The organism is Nibribacter koreensis (assembly GCF_039541795.1).
GTDB lineage: Bacteria > Bacteroidota > Bacteroidia > Cytophagales > Hymenobacteraceae > Nibribacter > Nibribacter koreensis.
On record NZ_BAABGX010000002.1, the window covers coordinates 497,213 to 509,981 of the forward strand.

At 50.2% G+C, this 12,769-nt stretch carries 10 protein-coding genes; 3 read left to right on the top strand and 7 right to left on the bottom strand.

All coding sequences use genetic code 11. The features are described from left to right. Positions 1-169: 169 nt before the first annotated feature. The 7 genes from ABD880_RS09345 to ABD880_RS09375 all read right to left on the bottom strand — a co-directional run bounded on the left by ABD880_RS09345 (position 170) and on the right by ABD880_RS09375 (position 8,973). Positions 170-802: a NeuD/PglB/VioB family sugar acetyltransferase gene (locus tag ABD880_RS09345; protein WP_345164980.1), complete on the bottom strand. Its 633-nt coding sequence runs from the start codon at positions 800-802 to the stop codon at positions 170-172. A gap of 43 nt (positions 803-845) precedes the next feature. Next, on the bottom strand, positions 846-2,132 hold the full coding sequence (locus ABD880_RS09350) for a hypothetical protein (RefSeq protein ID WP_345164983.1): 1,287 nt from the start codon (positions 2,130-2,132) through the stop codon (positions 846-848). Next, on the bottom strand, positions 2,133-3,428 hold the full coding sequence (locus tag ABD880_RS09355; protein WP_345164986.1) for a DUF2851 family protein: 1,296 nt from the start codon (positions 3,426-3,428) through the stop codon (positions 2,133-2,135). Between the two features lie 103 nt (positions 3,429-3,531). Next, positions 3,532-4,362: an orotidine-5'-phosphate decarboxylase gene (gene pyrF / locus ABD880_RS09360; protein WP_345168060.1), complete on the bottom strand. Its 831-nt coding sequence runs from the start codon at positions 4,360-4,362 to the stop codon at positions 3,532-3,534. A gap of 149 nt (positions 4,363-4,511) precedes the next feature. Beyond that, positions 4,512-5,156 (bottom strand): outer membrane lipoprotein periplasmic chaperone LolA1, encoded by a 645-nt coding sequence (lolA1, locus tag ABD880_RS09365; RefSeq protein ID WP_345164988.1) that lies wholly within the window; start codon positions 5,154-5,156, stop codon positions 4,512-4,514. 34 nt (positions 5,157-5,190) lie between these two features. Next, complete coding sequence (locus ABD880_RS09370; RefSeq protein ID WP_345164991.1) at positions 5,191-7,860, bottom strand: FtsK/SpoIIIE family DNA translocase; 2,670 nt, start codon at positions 7,858-7,860, stop codon at positions 5,191-5,193. An 84-nt stretch (positions 7,861-7,944) separates the two neighbouring features. Beyond that, positions 7,945-8,973, bottom strand: a complete 1,029-nt coding sequence (locus ABD880_RS09375) for a quinone-dependent dihydroorotate dehydrogenase (protein WP_345164993.1) — start codon at positions 8,971-8,973, stop codon at positions 7,945-7,947. Positions 8,974-9,123: 150 nt separating this feature from the next. Here ABD880_RS09375 and ABD880_RS09380 point away from each other — a divergent pair, with 150 nt between their 5' ends. The 3 genes from ABD880_RS09380 (at position 9,124) to ABD880_RS09390 (ending at position 12,584) form a co-directional block, all read left to right on the top strand. Continuing rightward, positions 9,124-9,453, top strand: coding sequence for a hypothetical protein (locus ABD880_RS09380; RefSeq protein ID WP_345164995.1), 330 nt, complete (start codon positions 9,124-9,126; stop codon positions 9,451-9,453). Positions 9,454-9,548: 95 nt separating this feature from the next. Next, positions 9,549-9,797, top strand: coding sequence for a magnesium citrate secondary transporter (locus ABD880_RS09385; protein WP_345164998.1), 249 nt, complete (start codon positions 9,549-9,551; stop codon positions 9,795-9,797). Between the two features lie 315 nt (positions 9,798-10,112). After that, positions 10,113-12,584, top strand: a complete 2,472-nt coding sequence (locus ABD880_RS09390) for a penicillin-binding protein 1A (protein WP_345165000.1) — start codon at positions 10,113-10,115, stop codon at positions 12,582-12,584. The last annotated feature ends 185 nt before the right edge of the window (positions 12,585-12,769 follow it).

Consider the following 12,769-nt stretch of genomic DNA (forward strand, 5'->3'; position numbering starts at 1 on the left):
TGTGCTGATGTGCTATTTTCTGGCAACACCTGCTTTTCTGTTTTTGTGCAAATTTACAGAAAACAGCCCAAAATCGGAAAATGACCTTCGTCAGTTCTGAGTCTTGAGTCAATCTGATAATCTAAGATTTCATAGGTCTTGAATCTTTTGTCTTGCGTCTTATGTCTTTTTAAACAGCTTTTGCAGGATTTCCGAAGACGGTTTGTTTGGCGGCTACGTCTGCCACTACCACAGCCCCGGCCCCTACGCGGGCGTTCTTGCCAATCTTCACGCCAGAGACAATCACGGCTCCAGTTCCTATGAAGGCACCTTCGGCTACGGTCACACCTGCGTTAATGATGGCCCCGGCGCCTAGTTGCACGTGGTCTTCTATAACAGCGTTAGAATCTACCAGCGCTCTGGCTCCTATCACACAGCTGTCACCAACCTTGGCGTTGGGGTTGACGATGGCACCGGCCTGCACCAAGTTGCCATGGCCCAGCCAGGCATGCTCAGACACGTAGCTGAATCTATGGATGCCGTTCACCGGAACCACTTTATAGTCTTCCTTGAGCATGTTCACCAGGCTCTTGCGGGCGGCCATGTCCTCGGCAGCCACAAACACGTCGCACTTCTTGCCAATGAGCTTCAGGAAATTCTCATCCTCGGTATTGCCCATGACCGTGATCTCATTCACCTCTTGCTGTTGCAGGGCCACTTTGTCATCTAAAAAGCAATACACCACTACATCGTTACTCTGGAAAGTATCTAGCGCGGCGATGCCCAACTCCTGGGCACCTAATATTATTACAGGATTCTGCATGGTATCAAATTGAAATATTTATGCAAAAATACGCAAAGAAAAATTAAGCGCTTTTACTGCCTTTGGTCAGGCGGTGCCACCAGCGTTGCCAAGGTCCCTGCGCTAACGCAATGGCCAGGAAAATTGCCAACAATGGTGCACGGTATCGGTTCAATGATCCAAAATTGGGTGTAGGGAGCGCTACCAAAACCGCACCTGTTAAGAAGAAACACAACAATACCCACCAGAAGGCTGGGAGTGGTTTCATCTTTCTATTCTTGATGATTTCTACCAGCGCCATTAGAATTATGAAAAGAATGACCAGGTTCTCAACCGCAATCAGTTTATAGAACAAAGGCGCCGATTCCCAGATAAACGGACGAACCAGCATCTGCACCACCGCTTGCGGCGCATGCCAAAGAATGGAGGTGAAAGAAGCATTTAGATGGGGAAATACTATTTGCGGAAGGTCTGGGGAGGTTTTGGCTGAAATTTTACTGTAGTTCAGCATGACGTGAAAACCCAGGTCGTCTGGCGTAAAATCAGATTGCAAAAAGTAAGCACCAACTGCTCCCAGCACCATCATTCCCACCCACAGCATTGCCTTTCTTAATAAAGAGTTTAGCACTTCAAATCGGTTCGCTAAAAATTCTACTAACAAATAGGCCAGCAGAAACACGATAGCCGGCACTGCTAAAAAGAATTTCACCTTCCAGAAGAGCCAGGATGCCAGTGCAAACAGCAGTCCGTAATACAGTTTTTCCTTGACGCCCTGAGCATTAATCAACTGTACCGTAAAACCAAACAAAAAGCACATGGCGCCCATTACCAGACTGTCCTTGCTCACCCCGCTGGTCCAGAAAACAATGGACGGGAAAAACAGAAATGCTATAAATGCAGGTATTCTGAAATCCTGGAATCGTTCTTCAATTCTTAGAAACAAATACCAGCAGCCCCAGAAGCTGAACAGAGATAAATAGACGCTGCTCCACCAGTAAGAATTATCCGTGAGCAAGTATAGAAAACTTAACAGCTTGACAAAAAAGAAAGAATTAGAGTCTTCCCTGAAAATCTCTAATGAATCACCTACCTGGTTTTGAAAGATGAACCTGATATAGTCATGAGGACTTTGAGTAGTTTCTTGTAAAACATTTAGCGTTATCTCATGATAAGACCAGGTATCTCCGCCGCCTAGTATTTCTTTATATACATACCCCAGCGCCAGTCCAGCCACTACCTTTACCGCCAGCCCAGCCCAAAAAAGAAAACCGTGCGCCTTTCCCTGGTGGAAGCGCCACAAGAGAAACACTAGAAAAAAAAGCGGTGGCAGATGCAGCCAGGATGAAAGCATTCAGGGGCGGGTTAGGTGTTGCTTCATCAGGCGGTGCCCGACCACGCAATTTAAACATTTCTTGGGTTGGCAGTACCGTTGGTACAACCCAATCAAGGCCTGGGAGTCGGCGGCCGATTTGTGCTGGAAACCTAAACTGGAGTAAAGCCTGGTAATCTTGTTGTTTTCTTTGGGTATTTGCTCTAACAGACTGATGGCTTTGTCCTGGTACAGGTAGTCACCGGTTCTTCGGCTGTAGGCAATATACAAAGGCGCTACTACATTGATGAGCAGGTTTTGAATGCTTTCTTCGCCTACCCTTGAAAATGTCTGCTTGCTTTTCTTGCCGGGTGCGTAATGCTGTTGCCAATATGAAGGCGGGCTCTGCCGGAAGAACTCCTCAAATTCTTTTGCGGTAGTACAAGCCACTAAGGTAGACCACAGGTGCTCATGCGCTAGCAACACCGCCAGAAACTGTCCCAACCGGATGCCCGGAAAATTAGCTGGCCGCAACCTGAGCATATTCCAGGCCTTGGTCGTCAAAGGTTCCTCTAAGGAATGTTTATGGCTTAGGTATTGATGCTCCTTGGCCAGTTGCACCGCATATTCATCTGGGCTGTTGATGTCAGAAAGCAAACCTGCTTGCCCAAACACTAGCGCTTCCAACTGGCTTGGCTTTTTTTGATAACGCTGAATCAGTGTCCAAGGCAGTACCTGCGTGAGGAACAGAAACCCATCCTGGTTCACTTTAAACCCAAAGCCCGCCGCCATGGTCTGGTACACGGTACTCTCCCAGTTCTGCTTGCTTTGCGCCATACGCTCTACCACTAGGTCTGCTTTGATCTGCAGCCTTTCCAGCAGGGTCTTATCTAGCATGGAGGCTTTGTAAATAGGGTCTATGAGATGGGCTTGCGGGGCACAGGGAATGACGGCCTGGCTCCAGAGGAGTTCCTGGTACTGGGCCTGCAAAGGCAGTTGCACCCGGCCTTGCAATTCCAGCGTGGGCATGGAGGTTCCTTCTTCGCGTAAAGCTACTTCATCCTCTTGCCAGACTACGTGCAACACTACCTGGTTGTATTTGGCATCTCGTTGGTGATGGTGCCGGCGCCAGTCTGAGGAGGAAAGGTGAATCTCTACACTGCCTACCCATTCCGTTTCGCCTAACTTGATTCTGGCGGAGGAGAAATCGGGGCCGGCGTCTGAGCGGTTGTAAAAGCCGGGATGCAGAATGGTTACCTCTTCGCCGGTAGTGGTGCGCAGCTGTTCTTTGTTGAAGTATTGATGGCGCCAGACGTAGTGCAAAAAGTCCTCTTTCATAAAACGGGAACAGCCTTTCACATTTCCTTAGCTCATACGGCAAGAAAAGATGAAAGGCTGTTCCCGTTTTTGGCCTGTTTTCCAGAAATCAGGGCAAAAACGACTAGCTAGGGATGTATTCGTTTAGATATCTATCCATTTCTTGTTGCACAGCTAACGCAGCGGTCCGGGCTTTCTCCGCGAAGTCCTCGCCCTGAGAAGCGTAAATGATTTGGCGGGAAGAATTGACCAATAACCCGCAGTGGCTGTTCATGCCATATTTGGAGATTTCTGCTAAGCTTCCGCCTTGGGCGCCTACACCCGGGACTAATAAGAAATTGTCTGGGGCAATCTCGCGCACGCGCTCTATGTAATCACACCGGGTGGCACCTACCACGTACATCATATTTTCTGGCGTGCCCCACTCCTGGCTTCTGAGCAAGACCTTCTCAAACAGAAAATGTTCCTCCCCTTGGGCCACTACGCTGGAGAACTGAAAATCCTTACTGCCTTCATTGGACGTGAGGGCCAGCAGAATCACCCATTTATCTGGGAACTGCAGAAACGGCGTCACAGAGTCTGCTCCCATGTACGGTGCCACGGTGATGGAGTCAAAATGCATCTGCTCAAAAAAAGCGCGGGCGTACAGCTCTGAGGTGTTGCCAATGTCCCCGCGCTTGGCATCGGCAATGGAGAACACGTCTTCTGGAATCGCTTCTAAGGTCTTCTGCAAGCTCACCCAGCCTTTGGGGCCGTGCGCTTCATAGAACGCTATATTAGGCTTGTACGCCACGCAAAGGTCAGAGGTGGCTTCAATGATCTGGCGGTTGAACTCAAAGATGGGATCCTCGTGCTGCAGCAAGTGCTGCGGAATCTTCTTCAGGTCTGTGTCCAGGCCAATGCAGAGGTAGGAACGCTTGCGCTGGATTTGCTCAAAAAGCTGTTGTCTGGTCATGGGAATGGTGACTAGGTTGTGGTGCACAAATCTAACCGTTTTTGGCTTGTTTTGTTGAAAATAGCCTAAAAACGAAAAGGCTCCCGCTTTGCAGCAGGAGCCTTTTACGAACATCTTGAATCTTGTGTCTTATGTCTTACATCCTAAGATTACCGCAAGTCTACCACTTTCACGCCTTTGTATTTGGCTTTGTCAAAGGCGAAATGGTTGGCCGGCAGCACTGGGTTAGGTGTAAATTTCTTGATGGAATACACATAACGGTTTCCGTTCTTCCGGAACATCTGCCAAGACTTGATGGCGTTGTCCTTCTTATTGATGAACATGCGCACTTTGAACACTTGGTTGGTTTTATCCTCTGGGGTCAAATCAATCACGTGCACGGTCTCACCGCCCATTTTCTGCTCGCCGCTGTAGTTGTACTTGTAGCCTTTTTTGTACAGCGTGTAGATTTGGTTGGGCGTCAGCTCCTGCTCGTCTGGATCATTGTCAGAGATGTTCACTTCGTTCTCTTTTTTCATGAACGTCCAGATGGTGGTACCGTTGTTGATGATCTCCTGTCCGGCAACAGCCAGTCTAAACTTATTTCCGGACACCGTGATGTCACCGTTGATGGTTTCCTTCACCTTGGCATTCTGGCTTTCTAAGGTCTGGGAAAAAGAGGCTTTGAAGGCGTTCATGGCTTGGTATTTCTTGCTCATGGCGTCCAAAATCTGCTCAGCTTTTGGGTCTTTCTGCGCGCTGGCGATCTGGGCTACCGTCATCAGAGCGATCAGGAAAGAAAAGAATCGTTTCATAAGAGTGTATTTAGTAAAAATTGGATCTACTGATTTAGTTACGATCCAGTGTATTCAATAACTGTTCCAAACTGTATTCATCTGGAATTAAAACTTCGCGGGCCTTACTTCCCTCAAACGGCCCCACTACGCCGGCGGCCTCTAATTGATCAATTAAACGACCGGCACGGTTATAGCCCAACTTTAATCTGCGCTGCAACAAAGAGGTGCTTCCCTGCTGATGGGTCACCACAATGCGGGCCGCCTCTTCAAACATGACGTCTTTGTTGCTCGGGTCAAAGTCTGCTTTCTCATTGCCGCTTTCATCACCCACAAACTCAGGCAACAGATACGCGTCTGAGTACCCTTGCTGTTCGCCAATGAAATCACAGATCCTGTCTACCTCTGGCGTATCTACGAACGCACACTGTACCCGGATGAGGTCTGAGCCCAGAGAGAACAGCATGTCACCCTGGCCAATAAGCTGGTCTGCCCCGCCGGTGTCCAGAATGGTGCGGGAGTCAATCTTGGATGTTACCTTAAAGGAAATTCGGGCAGGAAAGTTCGCTTTGATGATACCCGTAATCACATTAACCGACGGACGCTGCGTAGCGACCACCAAATGGATACCAATGGCACGGGCCAACTGCGCCAAACGGGCAATGGGCGTTTCTACCTCTTTACCGGCCGTCATCATCAAATCTGCCAACTCATCAATTACCAGAACAATATATGGCATGAATTTGTGCCCTTTCTTAGGGTTCAAGCGGCGCTCTACAAACTTGAGGTTGTATTCTTTCAGATTACGGCAGCCGGCGTCTTTGAGTAAATCATAGCGCTGGTCCATTTCCATACACAAAGAGTTGAGCGTGTTCACCACCTTCTTGGTATCGGTGATGATGGCCTCGTCGGTGTCTGGTAGCTTGGCCAGGAAATGGCGCTCAATCTTGTTGAACAGGGAAAGCTCCACTTTTTTAGGATCCACCAGCACAAATTTCAACTGCGATGGATGGCGCTTATATAAGAGCGAAGTCAAGATAGCGTTCAGACCAACCGACTTACCCTGACCCGTGGCACCGGCCATGAGCAAGTGAGGCATTTTGGCCAAATCGGTGATGAAGACTTCATTGGTGATGGTCTTCCCGAAGGCGATGGGCAGTTCCATCTCGCTCTTCATGAACTTCTCGGTGCTCAAGATGGATTTGATGGAGACCATCTCCTTCTTCTTGTTGGGAACCTCAATACCAATGGTGCCTTTGCCCGGAATAGGCGCAATGATACGAATCCCTAGTGCGGCCAAGCTCAACGCGATATCATCTTCCAGACTCTTGATCTTGGAGATGCGCACGCCCGCGTCCGGCACAATCTCATACAAGGTCACCGTGGGCCCGATGGTGGCTTTGATGCTGGCAATGCCAATGTTGTAGTTGCCCAGCGTCTCAACAATGCGGTCTTTGTTGGCCTCTAGTTCTTCTTTGCTTACAGATACTTTGGCTGTGCCGTAGTCTGTGAGCAAGTCAATGTGCGGGTATTGGTAGCGGGGTAGATCTAAGGTTGGGTCATAGTTTTCACTGGTCACCGCTTCTACCTCGGCGTGCGCGGGAATAGGCGCAATGTCCAAGTCCAGTTCGGGCTCTTCTTCAAATTCAGCCTCGTCCTCAAACGGTTCATCTTCAAAATCATCTTCCACCTCTAGGGCAAGCGGAACTGATGTTGGAGCTGGTGTTGAACGGGAAGTCAACGGCAGGTCATTGACAGCAAACAGGTCTTCTTCTGGCTCTTCCTCGTCTTCGTTATAGTCACCATCGTTTTGGTCTTCGTTAAAGAAGTCTTCTCCTTGCTGGTCTTGGAGGGCAAACGGCGCTGGATACACTACATCCTCCTCCTCGTCCTCTTCTTGCTCAATGCTGCCTGACGGATTGGTGAGGTGGTTCATGGCCATGGACGGTGAGGCATACACCCCAGACTCAGCCGGATAGTCGGCGCGGTAGGTGTTTCCTTCTGGCCCGGCAGTGGCTACTACTGGTTTAGGACGGTTGAGCGTGGTAATGTTGAAGAAGAACATCACAAAGGCAATCAGTGCGAAGGCCAACAGCAAACCGGTTCCCCAGCGCAACAGGCTCTCCAGCCACAAGGCAGTTTCATAGCCAATGGCCCCGCTCAAGAAACTATAGCCACTGGCCAGTCCGCTGGTCAGGACCACATAGCCGGCAGAGATACTTCCCCACAGCAAGCCAAACAAACAAAGCGTGACTACTGAGGAGAGCGTGATAGTAGTGCGTCTAAAGACAATCTTGTAGCCTATGTAGAAGATGATGGGGATAAAAAAGAAGGAGGCTACCCCAAACCAGCGGTTAATGAAGTAGTCAGATACCCAGGCCCCGAACAAGCCCAGCCAGTTCTCAGATTCCAGACCCGCCTCTTTCACGGCGTCAACGGTCACAGACTCTACCACGCTCTGGTCTGCCGTGCCCGTGAACAGGTAAGACACAAAGGCAATGGTGAGGTACAGACTAGAAAGCAGGAAGAAGAAGCCTACAAATAACTGCAGGCGTCTGTCTTTAAAGAAGGTAAAAGAAACTTTAGGGGCTGTGAAGGTCCGCTTAGGTTTGGGTTCTTTGGGAGCCCGCGCTTCTGTCTTTCCTTTCGGCTCATTCTGGCTCCTCGGCATGTTTTTAGGCCGCGGACCAGTCCCTACTTCGCGTTTATATGTGTTCGTAGCCATGATGTCTCCAAACCTCAAATCTACACTTTTCCGTTCAATAACGCCTGAAGAATTTAAAGCTGTTTGCTCAGAGAAATCGGCTAACTAGCTCAATATTCGCTTATTAATATGTTTAATGAGACTAGGGCCTTCATAGATAAAACCAGTGTACAATTGCACCAGGTCAGCACCGGCGGCTAGTTTCTCCAGCGCGTCTTCTGGGGTCATGATGCCGCCCACGCCTACCAGCCTTATCTCTTCCGGAAGATTCTGGCGCAGATACTTTAAGACTTGGGTAGAGGCGTCTCTTAAAGGTCTGCCGCTCAAACCACCCATTCCCATGGCTTCTATCTGTTGGGAAGATGTTCTTAAGCCGGCTCTGCTAATGGTGGTGTTGGTGGCAATGATACCGGCTAGGTTGGTTTGCACCGCAATCTCTACAATGTCATCCAGCTGCGCGTGGTTAAGGTCTGGGGCAATCTTGAGCAGGAGCGGCTTGGGCTTGGCTTTGCCTTGGTTGCGGTTCTGCAGATTGGCTAACAGGTCTAGCAATGGTTCTTTCTCCTGTAGCGCGCGCAGGTCTGGCGTATTAGGCGAGCTTACATTGACCACAAAGTAATCCACCACGTCATACAGGGCGTCAAAGCAATATAGATAATCCTGCAGAGCCTGCTCATTGGGCGTGACTTTGTTCTTGCCAATGTTGCCGCCAATAATGATGTTGCTTTTGCGGGTTTTGAGCCGTTCTACCGCCGCGTCTACGCCGTGGTTGTTAAAGCCCATGCGGTTGATGATGGCGCCGTCCTGCGGCAACCTGAACAGGCGCGGTTTGGGATTGCCTTCCTGTGCCTTGGGCGTGAGCGTGCCAATTTCAATGAACCCGAAGCCCAGTTCTGAGAACTCGTCAATCATCTTGGCGTCCTTGTCAAAGCCCGCGGCCAACCCCACGGGATTGGGAAACGTGAGCCCGAAGACCTTGCGCTCTAGTCTTGGATCTTTTACCTGAAAAAGGCTCTTGGTGATGGACTTGGCCAGAGGCAGATGAAACGCGCTTTTGACGGCAGAATTGGTAAACGAATGGACTTCTTCTGGGTCAAACTTGAAAAGGAGCGGACGGATGAGTTGTTTATACACGGCAGGGCAGGTTTTGGCAAAGATAGCAAAAGACGCCTGTTCCCATAAGCGGCTTCCCGTAAAATAGAAAATGACTGTAGAGCGTTATTTTCTAGAGCGACCAGGCCAATCAAGAATTGGGTTGTAACTTGACCACCGCTAAAGGCTTTTTTGAAAACACTACCCAAGGAGCCGCCATTGCCTATGAACGCCACCAAGAAATGTCCGCATTGTCAGCAATGGTCTGCCTGGCACCACCAAGTCACTGACCGTTGCGAGCATTGCCATGAGTTGTTAGACCCCAAAGCTCATCAAAGGCTTCTGGCGCAAGATGAGCGGGAGGAAGAAGAGAGCAAGAAAATCAACATCGCTCTCATTGAAATCCTGCCTACAGACTCTGCCTTCACCAGGTTCTGGAAACGCATAGTGCAGGGCTTCCAGCTTATGTTCATGGCCATTCTTTCCTTTATCTTATGGCTCATCGCGCTCTTGGCAGGATAAGGTGGCACACCCTTAGTCCTCTCTTCTGGGTGTTGGCACTTGTATATGCTGGTCATAGGGTTCTGGTCTGGCTAGAAATACCCAGACCCGACTGGATGCAGTTTTACTTGGACGACCTGCTCTGCCTCCCTCTTATCTTAACCGTCACGCTGTTCATCCTGCGCTTTTTTAAGGGGCCATTGTTTCGGCTCACATCGTACCAAGTGGGCATTGCCGTAGTGTATTATGCCCTGGCGTTTGAAGTCTTCTTCCCTTTGTTTATGCCCAGGTATACCGCAGACATAGTAGATGCTTTCTTATATGCACTTGGTGGCTGGTTCTTCTATAGGTTTTTAAATAAATAGCCGTTTATGGGCATTTTTCTGGAAAATAGGTCAAAAATGAAATTCAATGAGTATACTTCTGCGAACCTTTATTTATTTTATTAAGTGGCGATTCTCCCCTTGAGGGGAGAATCTGCGCTGAATGTGGCGAATCCTCATTTCAACCGTTTTTGGCTTATTTTTCAGAAAATAGCCCAAAAACGGCTCGCTCAACCGCTTAGCCACCATTATTATTAATCATTATTCATTGGTCACTATTCATTACAAAAAGCTGTAACAAAAAAAGTAACTAAGGGGTAAGCATAGCCTTATCTCTGGTTTCTACGTTCTTACGGCATGCCCTTTTTCAATACCTACTTCGGGAGTTTCTCTGACTGGATCAATACCCGCTGGAAACGCTGGAGACACCGCCACGCTCCTAAGCTTACCAAACAATACTGGCAATCTTTAACGCCGCAAGGCTGGCTGCGCCTGCTGGCAAAAGCATTTCTGTACGTGCTTCTGCTGTTGTTTTTGTTTTACCTGTCGGTGTACTTCGGGGTGTTTGGCTGGTTGCCCACCAAGCGCCAACTCAAAGAAGTGCAGAACAACATGCCCTCAGAGGTCTACACCGCAGACGGCGTGCTCATGGGCCGGTATTTTATCCAAGACCGCACCAACATAAAGTATGACCAGATAGCCGAACCCGTCATCCAGGCCCTCATTGCCACCGAGGACGCCCGTTTCTATGAGCATGACGGCGTAGACAACCGCAGCCTGGCTCGGGTGTTTTTCAAGACTTTGCTCTTACAAGAAGAAAGCTCCGGCGGCGGAAGCACCATCAGTCAGCAGTTGGCTAAAAACCTGTATCCGCGCAAAAGCATAGGATTTTTATCTATGCCTGTGAACAAGATGCGCGAGATGATTCTGGCCAAGCGCTTGGAGGCCGTCTATAACAAACAGGAGATCCTGGAGCTGTACTTGAATACAGTGCCTATGGGCGGCAATGTGTACGGCATTGAGTCGGCGGCGCGGCGGTTCTTTAATACATCTGCAGATTCTTTGAAGACCGAAGAAGCCGCCACGCTCATTGGCATGCTCAAAGCCACCACCACCTACAACCCTCGCACCAATCCAGACCGGTCAAAACAGCGCCGCAATGTAGTGTTGGCCCAGATGACCAAATACGGCTATTTGACGCAGGACCAGAAAACCGTGCTGCAAGGCAAACCGCTCAAGCTGGACTATAACCTGTACTCCCATAACAGCGGCCTGGCTACCTATTTTAGAGAGCACCTGCGGGAGGAGCTCACCAAATGGGCGGCCCTGCAAGAGAAACCAGACGGCGGCAACTACAACCTGTACACAGACGGCCTTAAGATTTATACCACTCTGGACAGCCGCGCCCAGCGCGCCGCAGAGACGGCTCTTAAGCGCCGCATGTATGACCTGCAAGTATCCTTTGACAAACACTGGGGCAAGAAAGCGCCCTGGACCGGTCAACCTGCCATCCTCAAAAACGCCAAAGAACGCTCTCTGCATTATAAGCGATTGGTGGCGCAAGGCAAGTCTGAACGCGAGATTGACGAAATCTTCAACACGCCGGTGCCCATGCGCCTATTCAGATGGAGCGGTGAGCAAACCCGCACCCTCTCGCCTATGGATTCCATCAGGCATTACATGCGCTACTTAAACGCCGGGTTTCTGGCCATGGAACCAAGGACGGGCTATGTACGCGCCTGGGTGGGTGGCATCAACCACACCTTCTTTAAGTATGACCACGTGCGCGCCAAACGCCAGGCAGGTTCTACCTTTAAACCCTTCGTATTTGCGGCGGCTATGGAACGCGGCATCTCGCCGTGCTCCTATTTCCCCAATGACCGGCGCGTGTTCCCAGAATATGAGAACTGGTCTCCGCGTAATTCTGACGAGGTGTACGGTGGCGCCTATTCCATGCAGGGCGCCCTGGCTAAGTCTGTGAACACGGTGGCGGTGAATGCGGCCTTGCAAGTAGGCCTTCCGGATGTCATCAAAGTGGCCAAGAATTTGGGCTTGCAAAGCGAAATGCCTTCTACGCCAGCTCTGGCCTTGGGCACCGCAGATGCCAGCTTATATGAAATGGTGGCCGCCTATGCCTCCTTCGCCAATGGTGGTTACCAGGTAAAACCACGCTATTTGTTGCGCATTGAAGACCGAAACGGACGCGTACTCTTAGACCAGACCAACCAAGATGGGCTAGGCCCCAAAGTACTCTCCAGCCAAACCACGGCCCTTATGCGCCCCATGCTGGAAAGCGTCATTAATGACGGCACCGGCCGCAGGCTGCGCAGTGAATACAACTTGCAAATGGACATAGCCGGCAAGACCGGTACCACCCAATCCCACGCTGATGGCTGGTTTGTAGCCTTCACGCCAGACCTGGTGGCCGGCGCCTGGGTGGGCGGACAGGACCAGCGCATCCGGTTCAGGGATTTAGAATTGGGTGGCGGCTCCAACACGGCCTTGCCTATCTGGGCAGGCTTCTTCCAGCGGCTCACCAAAGAAAGAGACTTTAGAAGGTTAGCCAACAGCCGTTTCCCGGCATTGCCTGCTCACTATGCCATGTACCTGAATTGTCCGCCGTTCCAACCGCCCGTGCCCGTAGAGCCCGTGTATGAGGAGGAAGACCGCGGCATTGAAGACATCTTCAAGAAAGGAGGCCGCAAATTAAAAGACCTCTTCAAACGCAAGGACAAGAAGAAAAACAAGGACCGCGACTGGCAAAGAGACCTGGAAGAGGAACTAGACAAGCGAGGCAGAGGCAACGGCCGGGGCAGAGGCAGAGATTAGTGTTTCAAGGTGCTAATTCCTTAATGTGCTGATTTGCTAATGTGCCGAAGTGCCATTGCATATTAATAAAAGAAGGCCGCTCTAGTCTAAGAGCGGCCTTCCCGTTTTTGGCCTATTTCCCAGAAAACAGGTCAAAAACGATTGAAGCGCAGTCCCTTCTCCCTGAGGGAGAAGGTTAGGATGAG

Excerpts from the sequence above, each read along its gene's own strand:
- ABD880_RS09345 (WP_345164980.1), bottom strand. The coding sequence starts at position 802 with ATGCAGAATCCTGTAATAATATTAGGTGCCCAGGAGTTGGGCATCGCC.
- ABD880_RS09350 (WP_345164983.1), bottom strand. The coding sequence starts at position 2,132 with ATGCTTTCATCCTGGCTGCATCTGCCACCGCTTTTTTTTCTAGTGTTT.
- ABD880_RS09355 (WP_345164986.1), bottom strand. The coding sequence starts at position 3,428 with ATGAAAGAGGACTTTTTGCACTACGTCTGGCGCCATCAATACTTCAAC.
- pyrF (WP_345168060.1), bottom strand. The coding sequence starts at position 4,362 with ATGACCAGACAACAGCTTTTTGAGCAAATCCAGCGCAAGCGTTCCTAC.
- lolA1 (WP_345164988.1), bottom strand. The coding sequence starts at position 5,156 with ATGAAACGATTCTTTTCTTTCCTGATCGCTCTGATGACGGTAGCCCAG.
- ABD880_RS09370 (WP_345164991.1), bottom strand. The coding sequence starts at position 7,860 with ATGGCTACGAACACATATAAACGCGAAGTAGGGACTGGTCCGCGGCCT.
- ABD880_RS09385 (WP_345164998.1), top strand. The coding sequence starts at position 9,549 with ATGCAGTTTTACTTGGACGACCTGCTCTGCCTCCCTCTTATCTTAACC.
- ABD880_RS09390 (WP_345165000.1), top strand. The coding sequence starts at position 10,113 with ATGCCCTTTTTCAATACCTACTTCGGGAGTTTCTCTGACTGGATCAAT.